This window comes from Yersinia entomophaga (assembly GCF_001656035.1).
GTDB lineage: Bacteria > Pseudomonadota > Gammaproteobacteria > Enterobacterales > Enterobacteriaceae > Yersinia > Yersinia entomophaga.
Genome location: NZ_CP010029.1, coordinates 1,323,672 through 1,339,870, shown reverse-complemented (window position 1 = coordinate 1,339,870; position 16,199 = coordinate 1,323,672). Strand labels below are relative to the sequence as shown.

The following is a 16,199-nucleotide window of genomic DNA, read 5'->3' as shown; positions in this document are numbered from 1 at the left end:
GAACAACTATGAGTTACCCGCTGGAACGCATTCGCGCCGATTTTCCATTGCTTGCCCGGGAAGTCAACGGCCAGCCGCTGGCCTATCTGGACAGCGCGGCTAGCGCGCAGAAACCCAATGCGGTGATTGAGCGCGAGCTAGAGTTTTACCGCAGCGGCTATGCGGCGGTGCATCGGGGAATTCACACCCTCAGCGCTGAGGCGACTCAGGCGATGGAACAAGTCCGCTGCCAGGCGGCAGAATTTATCCATGCCAACTCGCCGGATGAAATCGTTTTTGTGAAAGGTACCACCGAAGCTATTAATCTGGTGGCAAACAGCTACGGGCGACATTTCCTCAAAGCTGGTGACAGTATTATCATCACCGAAATGGAGCATCACGCGAATATCGTTCCCTGGCAGATGCTGGCTCAGGAGCGCGGCATTGAAATTCGCGTCTGGCCGATTACCGCGAGCGGCGAATTGGATCTGAGCGTTCTACCGCACCTGATCGATGATACGACTCGTTTGCTGGCCATGACTCACGTTTCCAACGTATTGGGTACGGTTAACCCGATTGAGCAAATCGTGGCAACGGCCAAGGCCGCCGGTTTGCTGGTGCTGGTGGACGGCGCTCAGGCGGTGATGCATCAGGCGGTGGACGTACAGAAACTGGGCTGTGATTTTTATGCTTTCTCCGGCCACAAACTGTATGGACCGACCGGTATTGGTATTCTGTACGGAAAAAGCGAACTGTTGCAGCAAATGCCGCCGTGGGAAGGCGGTGGGGCGATGATTAAAACCGTCAGCCTGACCGAAGGAACCACCTACGCTGATGCGCCGGGGCGCTTTGAGGCCGGATCGCCGAACACCGCGGGTATGATGGGGTTAGGCGCGGCAATGAGCTACCTGAGCGAACTGGGGCTGGATAACATACAGCGCTACGAGCATGAGCTGATGGCCTACGCCGTCGAAGCACTGCAGCAGGTTGAAGGGGTAATCATGTACGGTCCAGCGTCACGGGCGGGAGTCATTGCCTTTAATCTGGGGCAACATCATGCCTTTGACGTAGGAAGTTTTCTCGATCAGTACGGGATTGCCATTCGTACCGGCCATCACTGTGCGATGCCATTGATGCAGCACTACGGCGTTCCGAGCATGTGCCGCGCTTCTCTGGCGGTTTATACCAGCCGAGAGGATATCAACCGGCTGGTGGCGGGGTTACAACGGGTCAAGCGTTTGCTAGGCTAAGTAAAGCCAAACTCCGCAGCGCCTGTTGGTCAGAGCGTTGCCGTTATCAAAGCTGGCTAGCGTCTTGGTCAGCTTTATTTTTTACCGTATTAGGAAGCCTCTCCATGGCCACGTTGCCAGATAAGCAAAAATTGATTCGCAATTTTTCCCGCTGCCATAATTGGGAAGAAAAATACCTGTACGTGATCGAATTGGGCGCTATGTTGCCGCCGTTGAGCGACACCGAGCGCCAGCCAGAAAACCTGATTAGCGGCTGCCAGAGCCAGGTGTGGATCAGCATGACCTTGACCTTGACCGAGCAGGGCACTATTCATTTTGCCGGTGACAGCGATGCGACTATCGTAAAAGGGTTAGTTGCGGTCGTCTTTATTCTGTATCAGGGGTTAACTCCGCAGCAAATTATCGATCTGGACGTTCGCCCTTATTTTGCCGATTTGGCTCTAAGCCAGCATTTAACGCCATCTCGATCCCAGGGATTGGAAGCAATGATTCGCGCAATTCGTAATAAAGCATCATTATTAGTCTGAGTGACCTTTCTTCCGAGGCAGCGTGTCTGCCTCTCAGAACCTTCTTAATCATTTATTAATCTATTCACCCATAATTGTTATAAAAATATTTTTGCGAAGTCAGTCACAGTGTTAAAACGGTGATATTTCAGCAGGTTAAATCTTGTCTGGGGGGCGAAAAAGGCAAAGAAAAATTAATTTCTAACACCTTGATTTTTAGAGAAATAAATTGCCTTTAGAATCATTACTGTTAGTATAGTTTTGCCAATTATTGGCTATGAAAATCACACGAACTAGCTCGCCGTATAAACCGAATTTGAAGAAGTGATGTAGGAACTAAGCATGAAACGTGCATTAACTTTGATAGGTATGTTATTCGCCACCTGTATGGCAGGCAGTATCACTGCGGCCAATGCAACTGAATATCCTCTGCCACCGGCCAATAGTCGTCTTATTGGTGAAAATACTACCTTTACCGTTCCAAACGATGGCCGTCCGCTGGAGGCTATTGCTGCCGATTATAAAATCGGTCTATTGGGTATGCTGGAAGCCAACCCAGGCACCGATCCGTACTTACCTAAGCCGGGTTCAGTGTTAACCATTCCAACGCAAATGATACTGCCAGACACCCCGCGTGAAGGCATTGTGATTAACCTGGCAGAACTGCGTCTGTACTACTATCCAAAAGGTCAGGATAAAGTCATCGTTTATCCAATCGGTATCGGCCAGTTAGGGCGTAACACCCCAATTATGACGACCTCCGTCAGTCAGAAAATCCCGAATCCAACCTGGACGCCAACGGCGAATATTCGTAAGCACTATCTGGCGCAAGGCGTGACTTTACCGGCCGTTGTTCCTGCCGGTCCGGAAAATCCTATGGGTCTGTTTGCGATGCGTCTGTCTGCCGGTGCCGGTGAGTACCTGATTCACGGTACCAACGCTAACTTCGGTATCGGCATGCGCGTTAGCTCTGGCTGTATCCGTCTGCGTCCTGACGATATTCAGGCGCTGTTCAACTCGGTACCTAAAGGCACCCGCGTACAGATTATCAATGAGCCGATCAAATATTCTGTTGAACCGGACGGTAAACGCTACGTAGAAGTTCACCAGCCGCTGTCCCGTACAGACAATGACGATCCGCAAACCATGCCAATCGCGCTGAGTGCCGGTGTGAAAGCCTTTATGGCCGATGGCGAGACAGATACCGCAGTGGTTGAAAGTGCGATTGTACGCCGTTCTGGGATGCCAGTATTAGCCAGCAAAGGAATGGTAGCCTCTGATGCCGCTCCGGCTGCTGTAGCCCCTCTGGAAGCGTCACAGGCTGAAGAACAGACTATCCCTAAGCTTACTCAGCCAGGCCCAATCTATTCTGAGTCCCACTAATCACCGCAAATAAACGCCTCGACGTTGCGGGACAAGATGAAAGCAAGGATGCTTTCATTGTTCCAGCAGATAAATAAATCGACTTACCGGATAAGGATAAAGTGCAAATGACGAAGGTGAGGGGATTGTTCGGGGTAAAAAAAATGGCGCACAATGTGCGCCATTTTTCATTGAAGTAATATTACTTCTTGTAAGCGTGAGCTTGGTTGTCCAGACGTTGGTTAGCACGTGCTGCATCGTCTTTAGCTGCTTGAACGTCAGAACGGATTGCGTTCACGTCGTTGCTCAGTTGGTCAACTTTAGCGTTCAGAGTCTGAACGTCTGAAGACAGTTGATCAATTTTAGCATTGCTTGAACAACCAGCCAGCATAGTAGAAGCCAGAATTACCGCGCCCAGTACAAGTTTAGTACGATTCATTATTAACACCCTCTAGATTAAGTTAATCTCCATGTAGCGATACAAGTATTACACAAACTTTTTTCGAAAGAGAATAAATTTTTTATGTTAATGAGCTTTATTTTGATCGTTCGCTCAAAGAAGCGTCTGGTTTTAAAAAATCGTTAAAAAATAAAAACAAAACCAATGTACTCCATGGGACAAGTCTTATTTATAAAACAGCCTGTAACCGGGGTGGGATTAAATGTTTTTTGAGAAAGGACGGGAACAAAAAGATAAAAGAAAAACGCCGCTGTAATAAGCGGCGTTTAAATATATTCAGCAGAACAACCCGAGTTGGATTAAAGAACGTGTACTGAAGAAGTATTGGTCGTGCCGCTTGGTACCAGTGCACCAGAAACCATCACGACTACGTCACCTTTCTGCGCCAGACCGCTTGCCAATGCCGCTTCTTTACCAATACGGTAGAAATCATCGGTAGAAGCAATTTCTTTCACGACGGAAGGGATAACGCCTTTGGTCAGAATTAACTGACGCGCAGTCACTTCATTGGTGGTCAGCGCCAGAATAGTCGCGGTTGGGAAGTATTTACGTACCGACTTGGCTGACTTGCCGCCGCCGGTTGCAACGACGATCAACGGAGCACCCAGTTTCTCTGCGGTTTCAACTGCACCACGGCAAACGGCTTCGGTGATACGCATTTTGCGGTTGTCGTTCAGTGATTCGATGCGGCTAGGCATAACGCGATCTGTACGCTCACAGATGGTCGCCATGATGCTCACGGACTCCAGCGGGTATTTACCCTTGGCGCTTTCACCGGACAGCATCACTGCGTCGGTACCGTCCAGAATGGCGTTAGCTACGTCGCCGGCTTCTGCGCGGGTAGGGCGCGGGTTTTTGATCATGGAATCGAGCATTTGGGTGGCGGTGATGACCACTTTACGCGCGCGGTTACATTTCTCGATCATCATCTTCTGCGCGAAGATAACTTCTTCAACCGGGATTTCAACGCCCAGGTCGCCACGAGCAACCATGATACCGTCAGACGCTTCCAGAATTTCGTCGAAGTTATTCAGGCCTTCCTGGTTTTCAATTTTGGAGATGATCTGAATGTGTTCGCCGCCGTGGGCTTTCAGGTGCTCACGGATTTCCAGCACGTCAGAACGTTTACGAATAAAGGAAGCCGCAACGAAGTCAACGCCTTGCTCACAACCAAAGATCAGGTCGCCTTTGTCTTTTTCAGCCAGTGCAGGCAGTTGGATGGAAACGCCCGGCAGGTTAACGCCTTTGTTTTCGCCCAGATCGCCGTTGTTCAGTACTTTACAAACGACAGTGCTTTCAGTGACTTCAATCACTTCCATACCGATCAAACCGTCATCAACCAGCACGGTGTTACCGATTTTCAGGTCAGCGGCGAAGCCAGCGTAGGTAACGGCGACAGTTTGGTTGTTACCAATCACGCTCTGGTCAGTGGTGAAGGTGAAGGTCTGGCCAGCAACCAGCGCCACGTCTTTACCGCCTTCCAGTTTCATGGTGCGGATTTCCGGGCCTTTGGTGTCCAGCAGGATGCCCGCTTTCAGACCGGTTTTCTCCATAACCGCACGGATATTTTTGATACGTTGACCGTGCTCAGCATAGTCACCGTGGGAGAAGTTCAAACGCATGACGTTCATTCCTGCTTTCAGCAGGTTGGTCAACATTTCTTCAGATTCGGTTTTTGGCCCGATAGTACAAACAATTTTAGTCTTTTTCATGACGGATTTTTCTACAAGTTGTGATGGATAAAAAGCGAAAGAATCCGCCAGCTAGGCTGACGGAACGGAATGTGGGGCGTGTCTGGTGTAATGAAACAATACTAAGAATAGGTGACAGTTGAAGAGATCGAGCGGAAAACTTTTGCGCAGGACTTCGCGCTGGGCCTGTCTGCGACAGCCAATTGAGGAGTTGTATTTTTTTAGCGTATCTATAGATCAAGATGCTGAAACCATTCAACTGAAACGACGGTTCGTATTATACGGCGTAAGTGACCGGAAATGAAATGAAAATCAAATTCTCATCACCAGTTTTGATAAAAATCACGCAAATGTAGCGCAAACTGAGGCGCTCGGCGCGATTTGTTGCGCAACAGTCAGTGATTAAGCATACAGAGTGTAAATTTTATGTGACATTAGGGGCTATACAGCGAATAAAATCGAGGTGAATGCGCTGGATCGTCAGGAACTTGGAAAAACGAATTGAAGCATTTTGCGGGTCATGAGAATAGCGGTTGAGAATGAGAAGAATGAATGAGAAAGCGCGGTAAGAATCAAGATTTGGTGCGTCCGAGTGGACTCGAACCACCGACCCCCACCATGTCAAGGTGGTGCTCTAACCAACTGAGCTACGGACGCACTGAATAATCTTGTCAATCTGATGTTTGAATGGTGCGTCCGAGTGGACTCGAACCACCGACCCCCACCATGTCAAGGTGGTGCTCTAACCAACTGAGCTACGGACGCATATCATTCAATCTACTGCCAATGCTTGATAATAATGTTGGTGCGTCCGAGTGGACTCGAACCACCGACCCCCACCATGTCAAGGTGGTGCTCTAACCAACTGAGCTACGGACGCATCGATTATTACCGGCCATCAAAGGTGACGGCGGGGACGAATATTAACGGGCAGCCCGTCCTCTGGCAAGGAGAAAAACGCAATTTTATTCGTAATTTCACGCGATTGCTGAGCTTTCGCTCATTGCGACGTTTTTTTCTCCAGCTTTGATTCGGATTTTCCTGCACCGGGCGGAATAACCCGGCGCAGGTTTTTTTAGAACTTTATTTCCCGAATCATAACTGCGACGAGTTTAATGTGCGGCACGCTGCAAAATAAACTCGGCGGGTTGCCTTTGCAGCCAACGAATTCGCAATGTCATCAGAATCGCCGCAGCGGTCAGACCGATAATGAAACCGGTCCAGAAACCGCTTGGCCCCATCGCCGGGACCACATAATCGGTCAGGGCTAGAATATAGCCGCTCGGCAAACCTAACACCCAATAAGATGTAAAGGTGATAAAGAAGATAGAACGGGTATCTTTATAGCCGCGAAGTACGCCGCTGCCGATCACTTGTACCGCGTCAGACAGCTGATAAATTGCCGCCAGTAGCATCAGATGAGACGCCATAATCACCACTTCCGGCGATTTGTTGTAGAGCAGGGCGATTTGTTCGCGGAATATCACGGTCGATATCGCCGTCATCATCGCCAGACACAGGCCGACGGCGATGGCGGTATAAGCCGAAACCTGCGCGGCTGCAACAGAGCCTTCGCCCAAACGATGTCCTACGCGAATCGTTGCCGCTACGCTGAGAGACATGGGTAACATAAACATCAGTGAGCTGAAGTTAAGTGCGATCTGATGTCCAGCTACCGGCACAATCCCCAAGGGGGAGACCAACAGCGCCACGACGGCAAAAAGCGTCACTTCAAAAAACAGCGCCAGAGCAATCGGCAAACCGAGGCCGCTCAGGCGTTTCATTACATGCCAATCCGGTGGTGCGAAGCCTTTTTCCAGCTTGATATCCTGCTGTGAACGGGCTTTGGTCACATACCAACGCATCATCAGGAACATCACCCAGTACACGCTGGCGGTCGCCACGCCACAGCCCACGCCACCCAGCGCCGGTGCGCCAAACTTACCGTAGATGAAGATGTAGTTGATGGGGATATTGACCAGCAGGCCAAGAAAACCAATCACCATCCCCGGTTTGGTTTTGGATAATCCCTCACACTGATTACGCAAAACCTGGAAGAACAGATAACCCGGCGCGCCCCACAGAATCGCGTGCAAGAAGCCCACGGCTTTTTCTGCCATGACCGGATCGATGTTATGCATTCGGGTGATGACATGGTCGCTGTGATACAGCAGAGTCATAATCAGCACCGATAATATCGACGCCAGCCAAAAGCCCTGGCGAATCTGATGAGCGATTTGGTCACGGCGACCTGAGCCATTTAATTGAGCTACGGTTGGCGTTAATGCCAAGAGCAGGCCGTGACCGAACAGGATAACGGGGAGCCAGATTGAGGTACCGACGGCGACGGCCGCCATGTCGGTGGCACTGACCGAGCCGGCCATAATAGTATCGACCACCCCCATGGCAGTTTGGGATACCGAGGCGATCACCACCGGAATAGCCAGCGCTAATAAGCAGCGGACTTCTGTTAGATACTTTTGCAAGTACACACCTTTCTAATAATGTTGGGATTAAGCAGGCTAATAGTTACGATGATAAAATATCGTCCTTGAGGGCAAATATTGTACCGTCTCTAAAAGCTTAAGCAATCATTTGTAACTTATTATCAACGAAGTAGATAACCTTGCAGATTTTTACCTTTCGCGAATTGGTTTTCCGGTTTTTCTAGGGCAAACTGAGGTCAATCAAGATAATTTTCCTCGCTATAGATAACGAATAAGAGGCATTGCCTATGTTTACTGGTATTGTTAAGGCCACCGCGCCAGTTGTGGCCATCGATGAAAAGGCCAATTTTCGCACCCACGTCATCAAATTCCCTACGGATATGTTGCCAGAGCTGGCTTTAGGCGCATCTGTGTCTCACAACGGTTGCTGCCTCACGGTGACCAAGGTGGAAGGCGATTTGGTCAGCTTTGATTTGATTAAAGAAACGCTGCGCATTACCAATTTGGGTCAGCTACAGGTTGGCGATATGGTGAATCTGGAGCGCGCGGCTAAATTCAGCGATGAAATTGGTGGGCACCTGATGTCTGGCCACATTACCTGCACCGCCGAGATTGCCAAAATCTACACGTCTGAAAATAATCGCCAGATCTGGTTCCGTATGCCAAGTGAAGATTTGATGAAATACGTGTTGCACAAAGGCTTTATCGGTATCGACGGCATCAGCCTGACCATTGGCGAAGTAGAAGGGAAACGTTTCTGCGTGCATTTGATTCCGGAAACGCTGGAACGCACCACTTTGGGCAAAAAACGTTTGGGGCAGACCGTCAATATTGAAATCGATCCGCAAACCCAGGCGGTGGTCGAAACGGTAGAACGTATATTGGCTCAGCGGGATATCGCCGGCGCGGCGGCGCATTTGGCCAGTGACATGGCGGCTAAAGCGCAATCTTAACATTACAGCGCTGAATCGAAGCAAGCGCCGCGCTGTGGAGCAAATGCTGCTTTAATCGGCCTGAAAAAAAGAAAAGGGATAACAGCCTTGGCCGTATCCCTTTTTTTGATCCCGTGAATCAGACGTTAGCGAGGAACGCGGAGACCGCCATCAACGCCGCGCGGGCTAAACAATACCTGCCATAGCTGAATATCTCTGACGCGGAACGCACCGGCGCAGGCATTCAGGTAATAGCTGAACATTCTCTCAAATCGTTCCGAGTATTTTTCAGACAAAACTGGCCACGCGGCGCGGAATTTTTCGTACCACGCCATCAGCGTGCGATCATAGTCAGCGCCAAAATTGTGCCAGTCTTCCATAATGAGCCGCGACTCGCTGGCGTCGGCAATTTGTCGAATCGAAGGCAGGCAGCCGTTAGGGAAGATATAGCGGTCAATCCACGGATCAACGCTCAGATTGCTACGGTTCGCGCCAATAGTATGCAGCAAGAACAGACCATCGGGTTTTAGATTGCGTTCGACGACTTCAAAATAGGTTGGATAGTTCTTTGGCCCAACGTGTTCGAACATACCGACGGAAACAATGCGGTCAAACTGTTGATGCAAATCTCGATAGTCTTGCAGCAGGATAGTGACATCCAGTCCGGCGCAGCGCTCTTGCGCCAGTTTTTGCTGTTCGGCAGAAATGGTGACGCCCTGAACGGAAACGCCATAATGACGGGCGGCAAAAGCGGATAATCCCCCCCAGCCACAGCCGATATCCAGCAGTTTCATGCCGGGTTTCAGCCGCAGTTTTTCACAGATCATGCGCAGTTTATGTTCCTGCGCTTGTTCCAGATTGGCGGCGTCTTTCCAGTATCCGCAGGAATATTGCATGTGGCTGTCTAGCATTCTGCTAAACAGATCGTTACCGAGATCGTAATGTTCTTTGCCGACGATCCAGGCGCGTTTTTTCGATTGCAGGTTAGTCAGGCGGGCGGTTGCGACGCGTAAGGTATCTTTGAAATGGCGGGGGAGTTTCTTTTCCAGACCGGCTCGTAGCACGCGCTGGAAAAAAATGTCCAGTCGTTCACAGTCCCACCATCCGTCCATATAACTTTCCCCGAGTCCCAGCGAGCCTTGCTGCAATGCGCGCTTAAAGAAATCAGGATTATGAACCTGAATATCGAAAGGTCTTGAACCATTGATTTCAATATCGGCCTGGCTCAACATTTCATTCACAATGCGATACCACGGATTTTCTTGAATACTTTGGTCTTCTATACAGGATGAACTCATAGTTTCTCCATCACTTTCTTCTGACTGATGTCCCGCAATAAACGAAAAAATTGCAGGCGCATACCGAATAGGTATTGGCTACCTTGGTGTCTGATATCCAACTACGGACAGAGGAAGATTAAGAAGTAAATCTACTGCGTTTGGCACTAGGTTCACTCATCCTTAAGGATAAATGTAACGCGATCAACGTGTACAAAATATGAAACTAATATGACTTTTTTCTAACGGCTTTATTTATAACTGGGATCGAGTATAGGCGCGCCGGAAAGGTTTCTCAATAATAAATCTGTCTCGGCGCGTTAGAAAGGCTGAAATAATTTCCCTTAGGAATGATGACTCTCTGAGATTAATTCTCTTTGATTATCAGAGTCATCCTTATTTGTGGCATATAAATGTATGAAATAACCCAGCGCTGCAAATAATACCGTCAACACCATGACGGTCACGGTGGCTAATAACGGTTGAGTAATAAAGGCTGACACCAACATGCTGGCAATAAAACAGGTTCCCAGCTGTAGGGTATTCTGCAATGCAGCGGCCTTCCCGGTGTTATTGGGAAAAGGAATTAATGCATTTGACACCACAATCGGGTAACAGGCACCGTTGACCAGCGCCATCACGCAGAATGGAATTAATAAAGTCAGCAGGTTAGGTTCTGTTAGGGTCGCCACCAGATACAGGGCGATCATGCTTAAAGCGTAACCAACCAGAAGCCACGGTAACAGAGTATTGCCTTTCATGTAATTCAGTGCGCTGCGACAGCCGTAACCACCCAGCAAGAAAGCCAGGGTTTGCGGGACGTAGCTCAGGCCAATCACATTCGGGCTATAGCCCATATCGCCCAAAATAAAGGGTGAGCCGGTTAGCCAGGCAAAGAAACCAGCGCTGCAAGCGGCGAAAATCATCACGTTTCCGCTGAATAGCGGCGATTTAATAATCTGCCAGAAGTTAAGATTATCTTTCTCGCTCTCACTACTTTGCGCATTCTTTTGCTTTTCTTTTAATAAAGCAGTCGGAATCAACAGCAGCAGAGTAATCGCCAATAGCACCACGAAAATGGCGCGCCAGCTAAAGTGGTTCAGTAACCAGGCGCCCAGCAGGGGTGCTAACGCAGGAGAAAGGGCGACCAAAGGCATAATAGTGGCAAAGACCCGATTGGCCTTGCCATCGCGATAACGGTCAATCACCAGCGCTTGCCAGGTCACCGCAGCGGAACAAACTCCCACGGCCTGAACCAGACGTAATGCTAACAGTTGTACCGGCGTTTGCACCCAAACCATTCCCAAACAGCCGAAGGCAAACAGACTTAAACCGAGCAACAACACAGGTTTCCGCCCCAATTTATCGGATAAAGGTCCCCAGACTAATTGTGCAATGGCAAATCCGGCGAGAAAAATGCTCAAACTGGCGCTGATCGAGCCAGCCGAAGCCTGCAAATCTTGTTGCATGGCGCCAAAAGCGGGTAAGTACATATCCGTGGCAAGGTATCCCAACATGCTCAGACCGGCGAGGTAGAACATAAAGCTAGTGGATGTTTTCATTTTCGTTATTTATCTCGTTTATCTGTATACCCGTTATCTTTCGAACCGCAGCGGTGTTGGCTACCTTCGCTCACCCCAGTCACTTAGTGGCTCGGTTCCTTGGGATTCGCGGCGTTGCCGCCTGGCTACAATCCGAAAGCAGGTTATCTTTGCAGGAGAATTAATGCGGGGGGCATTCTATCCGGCTGGCTATTCCCCTGTGAAACGGTAATATTTGCATACTGGTGTGAAAATAATTGAAGGCAAGGCAATGTGGTCGGAATATTCATTGGAAGTGGTTGATGCGGTTGCCAGAACCGGTAGTTTTAGCGCTGCTGCACAAGAACTGCATCGCGTGCCTTCTGCCGTCAGCTATACGGTCAGACAACTCGAGACATGGCTGGCAGTGCCACTGTTTGAACGACGACACCGCGATGTGGAACTGACGGCAGCGGGAGCGCTGTTTATTAAAGAAGCGCGAACTGTTATCAAAAAAATGATTGATACGCGTCGTCAATGTCAGCAGGTCGCTAACGGTTGGCGCGGCCATCTGGATATTGCTATCGACATTATTGTGAAGCCGTTACGCAGCCGTCAGTTGGTGCTGGATTTTTATCGTCATTTCCCCGATATCGAACTGCGGGTGCATTTTGAGGTATTCAACGGCGTGTGGGATGCGCTGGCGGATGGTCGTGCCGATGTGGCTATTGGTGCGACGCGTGCGGTGCCAGTCGGTGGGCGCTTTACCTTCCGTGATATGGGGTTTATGAACTGGCACTGCGTGGTCAGTGCCACTCATCCGCTGGCATCTCAGAGCGGCCCTTTGACCGACGATCAGCTGCGGCCTTACCCTTCGCTCTGCATTGAGGACACTGCCCGTAATCTGCCGAAGCGCGATACCTGGACGCTGGACAACCAGCGACGGCTGGTGGCACCGGATTGGCAAACGGGCATTGACTGTCTGTGTGACGGTTTATGTATTGGTATGGTTCCGGCGCATCGCGTCGAGCCGCTGGCCAAACAGGGGAAACTGGTGATTATTACGCTGGCTCAGCCCTTGCCAGATAGCCCTTGCTGCCTGAGCTGGGAGCAAAACAACCATTCGCCCGCTATGGCGTGGCTGCTGGAGTACCTTGGGGATACGGAAACGCTGAATGCCGAATGGCTGCGAGCGGGGGACGGTGTAGAAAACACGCGGGAAGCCGTTTCAACGGGCTAAACGGCTTCCCACAGCGGTTTTAACGACGATAATCGCGGAAAGGACCATCAGCAACAGAACGGCGTTCAACCAGTTTTGGATGTACTTCAATGGTTTGGGGATCTTCACGTTTGCTGACAATGCGATCCAGCAACATTGCAAAGGCGCTTTCGCCCAAACGTTCTTTTGGCTGATGAATAGTGGTCAGTGCCGGTGAGAAATAGCGCGCATTTCGCACATTGTCATATCCGATCACCGAAATATCCTGCGGAACGCGTAAACCTAATTCATCGGCAGCACAAATAGCGCCCATAGCCATAATATCGCCGCCGCAGAATACCGCGGTTGGGCGATGTTTCTGCGTTAGGATTTGATGCATGGCTTTATAACCGGATTCCGGTTCAAAATCCCCTTGAACCACCCATTCATCACGCAGTTTAATATTGGCTTCTTCCAACGCTTTGATAAAGCCCTGATGACGCCCACCGCCAGTATTGCGAGCCAGTTGCCCCGGAATGGCTCCAATATCGCGATGACCGCGTTCAATCAGATAACGGCCAGCCAAATAACCGCCTTCAAAGGCATTATCAATAATGGAGTCGGTAAAATCGCCGCGCGCGGTGCCCCAATCCATGACTACCATCGGAATATTGCGATAATCTTCCAGCATGCCCAACAGTTGCTCTGGATACTCGGAACACATTACCAGCAAACCGTCGACGCGTTTTTGCGCCAGCATAGCCAGATACGCTTTCTGCTTATCCAGATTATTATGAGAGTTACACAAAATCAGCGTATAGCCTTTGCTATAGCAGCTATTTTCTACCGCTTCGATCACTTCCGCAAAATAGGGTGCTTCGCTGGAAGTGGCTAGCAAACCAATCGATTTAGTGTGATTGACTTTCAGGCTTCGTGCGACGGCACTGGGCGAATAGTGCAGCTCTTTAATGGCGGCCCACACGGCGGCCTTGGTGTCTTCGGCGACGAAACGTGTTTTATTGATGACGTGCGAAACGGTGGTGGTGGAAACGCCCGCGCGTTTGGCCACATCTTTAATCGTTGCCATAAAAAGAATGACTCCTAAACTGACCTGTTACAGCAGGTAAGTATTATGTTAATCGTTTGCCTGCGTTGTTCGAACCCTTTCAGACAGATATCATCAGTTCCGCTGGTTATTTTCGTCAGCGCGCTAGTCTGAAAGGGGTTTTTAGGCGTTATTGGTCGGTACGCAGTAATGAACTGCGGATTTTGGCCGATTTAAAGAAAAAGTGAAAGATCTAATCAACGTTATAAAGTGAGTAATGATAACAAGATTTTATTCTCGAACTGTGGGAAAATCGTTTTACACACTAACTATGTGCCTTTATCCACCCAAATTAACCGACTGAGGAGTTTATATGGATACTGATCTGAAAATGTCATTGATTACTACTATTGGTTCGTTGGCAGTGATTATGATCTTTAGCTTTACAGCGGTAATGAACTAAACCCTGACTGTTTTAGAGCTGTACAGATTTTGAGCGAGAAGGGCGGAGCCGTTATCCGCCCTTGATATTAGCCAGCTAATCAGGCCAGATTTTTCTCTACGAACGCCCAGTTAACCAGCGCCCAGAAGTTTTCCAGATAAGTCGGCCGCGCATTGCGGTAATCGATATAGTAAGCGTGCTCCCACACATCGACAGTCAGCAATGGTTTATCCGAAGTGGTTAGCGGCGTTGCTGCATTAGAAGTGCTCACGATCGCCAGCGAGCCGTCCGGTTTTTTCACCAGCCAGGTCCAACCCGCGCCAAAGTTTTTCACGGCAGCATCGGTAAACTGTTGTTTGAACTCCGCGAAAGACCCAAAAGATGCGGCGATCGCTTCGGCTACTGCGCCCTTCGGTTCGCCACCGGCGTTTGGCGCCAGGCAGTTCCAGTAGAAGGTGTGATTCCATACTTGAGCGGCGTTATTGAAGATACCGCCAGTGGAGGTTTTTACGATCTCTTCCAGCGATTGACCAGCAAACTCGGTATCTTTAATCAAATTATTCAGGTTTACCACGTAGGTGTTGTGGTGCTTGCCGTAGTGATAATCCAGCGTTTCTGCCGAGATATGAGGCTCAAGGGCGTTCTTTGCATAAGGCAGTGCAGGTAATTCAAAAGACATTGCTTTCTCCTTTCGGGATGACTCAGGGTGTTTGCCCATCAAATCACCGGATGCGCCAGGGCGATCCCGGTGGCGACGAGCGGATAAATAATTGTCATATAGTTGTTATGGGTATCAATATTATCAATTTCCCACTGGAAAACCAGGTTTAACCACACAGAGTTAAAGTGATTGGCGATGGGTTATTCGATTGGTGGAACACAGGGGCTGAGAGCCGGGTAGAAACGCTCCGACGGCCAATAAACCGGCGGAGCGAAAGTTTGAGAGCATGATTTTAACGAGTACGTTTAGCAAATAGTTTTAGCGAATAGTTTTAGGGGTCACGACGCGGCGCGCCCCAACGTAATGGCCTTGCCAGTAATCGTTATCTAACATACTGATGCGAATTTCTTCGCCGGTACGCGGAGACTGGATAAATTTCCCGTTGCCTAAATAAACTCCAACGTGATCGGCGACGCCGCGATTAGCAATATTGAAGAACACCAGATCGCCACTTTCCAGCTCTGCGCGTTTAACCGGCGCGGCATCGCGCAGGTGGTACATTTCATTCGCGGTGCGCGGCATTTTTATTCTGACCACATCTTTGTAGGCATAATAAATGAGTCCGCTACAGTCAAACCCGGTATTCGGCGAAGATCCCCCCCAGCGATAGGGTTTCCCAACTTGTTTCATCAGCTTACTCATCGCCGTCTGTTTGGCGTGCTGATAGCGCTTTTTATGTGCCGGACTGAGTTTTAGTTTGTTATTCGCGAGTAATTCTGCCGCTGCTTTTTTGCTCGTGCTATTTCGATGTCGCCCATAAGCCACTTTCGTTTCTTTACGGGTAACGTTTTTTTTAGCCGTAACGCTTTTCTTTTGGGTTAAGGTTTTCGCGTTGGCGGTTGTTTTGGTTTTGCTTACTTTACCCGTCGTCGATTTAGCCGCGGTTTTAGCCGTAACTTTCTTTTTAATTTGGGTCACTGGCTTAACTTTCTTACTGCTGCTTTTATTATCGACTTTCCGTTTTTTGCGATCGTCAGGGCTAGCCTGACTCACATGGCTTTTTTTCTGGTCGGCAGATACGCGCGCCTGCGGCGAAGCATGTGCCAGATTTAAAAATAGCTGGGTAAACAGCAGCACAAAGAGCGTGAAGAATAAACGCATAATAACGCTACCAACCTTGACCCTGAAATGGATGATGGAAGACTCACAGTATTGCTGAAACTCGCCGTATAAAAAAGCGGAGAGCTATATGATTCTAATAGATTTTGTGAGAAAACGTTAATGGCTTGTCAATTGCCGCCTTTTTATGCAGCTAATGCGTCATAAATAACCATTTGTCATAGTGTTAGCTTTCATCCTGGAATCGGGGGCTATAAAAGATATTCCTGAATTTGCTGAAGTAAAAATGTTATTCTCAATGAGTATTTAT

General features: G+C 49.3%; 14 protein-coding genes and 3 tRNA genes. 6 read left to right on the top strand and 11 right to left on the bottom strand.

What is annotated here, in order from left to right; all coding sequences use genetic code 11:
- The first annotated feature begins 8 nt into the window (after positions 1-8).
- The 3 genes from sufS (at position 9) to PL78_RS05995 (ending at position 3,118) form a co-directional block, all read left to right on the top strand.
- Entirely contained in the window at positions 9-1,229 is a 1,221-nt protein-coding gene (gene sufS, locus PL78_RS06005; protein ID WP_064513983.1) for a cysteine desulfurase SufS, read from the top strand.
- A 104-nt stretch (positions 1,230-1,333) separates the two neighbouring features.
- Positions 1,334-1,756, top strand: a complete 423-nt coding sequence (gene sufE, locus PL78_RS06000; RefSeq protein WP_064513982.1) for a cysteine desulfuration protein SufE — start codon at positions 1,334-1,336, stop codon at positions 1,754-1,756.
- A gap of 321 nt (positions 1,757-2,077) precedes the next feature.
- Positions 2,078-3,118, top strand: a complete 1,041-nt coding sequence (locus PL78_RS05995; RefSeq protein ID WP_064513980.1) for a L,D-transpeptidase family protein — start codon at positions 2,078-2,080, stop codon at positions 3,116-3,118.
- Positions 3,119-3,299: 181 nt separating this feature from the next.
- On the opposite strand, the gene PL78_RS05990 is transcribed toward PL78_RS05995, so the two are convergent.
- From PL78_RS05990 to PL78_RS05965, 6 genes are all read right to left on the bottom strand, one after another.
- The gene (locus PL78_RS05990) at positions 3,300-3,536 is read right to left on the bottom strand and encodes a major outer membrane lipoprotein (protein WP_005165631.1); all 237 of its coding nucleotides are present in this window, start codon (positions 3,534-3,536) and stop codon (positions 3,300-3,302) included.
- Between the two features lie 320 nt (positions 3,537-3,856).
- The gene (gene pykF, locus PL78_RS05985) at positions 3,857-5,269 is read right to left on the bottom strand and encodes a pyruvate kinase PykF (protein WP_049600123.1); all 1,413 of its coding nucleotides are present in this window, start codon (positions 5,267-5,269) and stop codon (positions 3,857-3,859) included.
- Between the two features lie 559 nt (positions 5,270-5,828).
- A tRNA-Val gene (locus PL78_RS05980) sits at positions 5,829-5,905 on the bottom strand.
- Between the two features lie 31 nt (positions 5,906-5,936).
- Positions 5,937-6,013 (bottom strand) — tRNA-Val (locus PL78_RS05975).
- A 38-nt stretch (positions 6,014-6,051) separates the two neighbouring features.
- A tRNA-Val gene (locus PL78_RS05970) sits at positions 6,052-6,128 on the bottom strand.
- A gap of 232 nt (positions 6,129-6,360) precedes the next feature.
- Complete coding sequence (locus PL78_RS05965) at positions 6,361-7,734, bottom strand: MATE family efflux transporter (protein ID WP_064513978.1); 1,374 nt, start codon at positions 7,732-7,734, stop codon at positions 6,361-6,363.
- A gap of 248 nt (positions 7,735-7,982) precedes the next feature.
- On the opposite strand from PL78_RS05965, the gene PL78_RS05960 reads away from it, so the two are divergent.
- Positions 7,983-8,648: a riboflavin synthase gene (locus PL78_RS05960; RefSeq protein ID WP_064513976.1), complete on the top strand. Its 666-nt coding sequence runs from the start codon at positions 7,983-7,985 to the stop codon at positions 8,646-8,648.
- A 125-nt stretch (positions 8,649-8,773) separates the two neighbouring features.
- Here PL78_RS05960 and cfa read toward each other — a convergent pair whose 3' ends face one another.
- Positions 8,774-9,925: a cyclopropane fatty acyl phospholipid synthase gene (gene cfa / locus PL78_RS05955; RefSeq protein WP_064513974.1), complete on the bottom strand. Its 1,152-nt coding sequence runs from the start codon at positions 9,923-9,925 to the stop codon at positions 8,774-8,776.
- Between the two features lie 323 nt (positions 9,926-10,248).
- Complete coding sequence (gene punC, locus PL78_RS05950) at positions 10,249-11,466, bottom strand: purine nucleoside transporter PunC (RefSeq protein WP_064513972.1); 1,218 nt, start codon at positions 11,464-11,466, stop codon at positions 10,249-10,251.
- A 250-nt stretch (positions 11,467-11,716) separates the two neighbouring features.
- Here punC and punR point away from each other — a divergent pair, with 250 nt between their 5' ends.
- The gene (gene punR / locus PL78_RS05945) at positions 11,717-12,664 is read left to right on the top strand and encodes a DNA-binding transcriptional activator PunR (protein ID WP_064513970.1); all 948 of its coding nucleotides are present in this window, start codon (positions 11,717-11,719) and stop codon (positions 12,662-12,664) included.
- A gap of 19 nt (positions 12,665-12,683) precedes the next feature.
- On the opposite strand, the gene purR is transcribed toward punR, so the two are convergent.
- Positions 12,684-13,709, bottom strand: coding sequence for an HTH-type transcriptional repressor PurR (gene purR, locus PL78_RS05940; RefSeq protein WP_049600138.1), 1,026 nt, complete (start codon positions 13,707-13,709; stop codon positions 12,684-12,686).
- A 331-nt stretch (positions 13,710-14,040) separates the two neighbouring features.
- Here purR and cydH point away from each other — a divergent pair, with 331 nt between their 5' ends.
- Entirely contained in the window at positions 14,041-14,130 is a 90-nt protein-coding gene (gene cydH, locus PL78_RS20165) for a cytochrome bd-I oxidase subunit CydH (RefSeq protein ID WP_120805555.1), read from the top strand.
- A gap of 79 nt (positions 14,131-14,209) precedes the next feature.
- Here the strand turns inward: cydH and sodB are convergent, their stop codons facing one another.
- Positions 14,210-14,788 (bottom strand): superoxide dismutase [Fe], encoded by a 579-nt coding sequence (sodB, locus tag PL78_RS05935; RefSeq protein WP_064513968.1) that lies wholly within the window; start codon positions 14,786-14,788, stop codon positions 14,210-14,212.
- A 300-nt stretch (positions 14,789-15,088) separates the two neighbouring features.
- Positions 15,089-15,931 (bottom strand): C40 family peptidase, encoded by an 843-nt coding sequence (locus tag PL78_RS05930; RefSeq protein WP_064513966.1) that lies wholly within the window; start codon positions 15,929-15,931, stop codon positions 15,089-15,091.
- Between the last annotated feature and the right edge of the window lie 268 nt (positions 15,932-16,199).

Excerpts from the sequence above, each read along its gene's own strand:
- punC (WP_064513972.1), bottom strand. The coding sequence starts at position 11,466 with ATGAAAACATCCACTAGCTTTATGTTCTACCTCGCCGGTCTGAGCATG.
- PL78_RS05990 (WP_005165631.1), bottom strand. The coding sequence starts at position 3,536 with ATGAATCGTACTAAACTTGTACTGGGCGCGGTAATTCTGGCTTCTACT.
- purR (WP_049600138.1), bottom strand. The coding sequence starts at position 13,709 with ATGGCAACGATTAAAGATGTGGCCAAACGCGCGGGCGTTTCCACCACC.
- PL78_RS05960 (WP_064513976.1), top strand. The coding sequence starts at position 7,983 with ATGTTTACTGGTATTGTTAAGGCCACCGCGCCAGTTGTGGCCATCGAT.
- sodB (WP_064513968.1), bottom strand. The coding sequence starts at position 14,788 with ATGTCTTTTGAATTACCTGCACTGCCTTATGCAAAGAACGCCCTTGAG.
- punR (WP_064513970.1), top strand. The coding sequence starts at position 11,717 with ATGTGGTCGGAATATTCATTGGAAGTGGTTGATGCGGTTGCCAGAACC.
- cydH (WP_120805555.1), top strand. The coding sequence starts at position 14,041 with ATGGATACTGATCTGAAAATGTCATTGATTACTACTATTGGTTCGTTG.
- sufS (WP_064513983.1), top strand. The coding sequence starts at position 9 with ATGAGTTACCCGCTGGAACGCATTCGCGCCGATTTTCCATTGCTTGCC.
- PL78_RS05995 (WP_064513980.1), top strand. The coding sequence starts at position 2,078 with ATGAAACGTGCATTAACTTTGATAGGTATGTTATTCGCCACCTGTATG.
- cfa (WP_064513974.1), bottom strand. The coding sequence starts at position 9,925 with ATGAGTTCATCCTGTATAGAAGACCAAAGTATTCAAGAAAATCCGTGG.
- sufE (WP_064513982.1), top strand. The coding sequence starts at position 1,334 with ATGGCCACGTTGCCAGATAAGCAAAAATTGATTCGCAATTTTTCCCGC.
- pykF (WP_049600123.1), bottom strand. The coding sequence starts at position 5,269 with ATGAAAAAGACTAAAATTGTTTGTACTATCGGGCCAAAAACCGAATCT.
- PL78_RS05930 (WP_064513966.1), bottom strand. The coding sequence starts at position 15,931 with ATGCGTTTATTCTTCACGCTCTTTGTGCTGCTGTTTACCCAGCTATTT.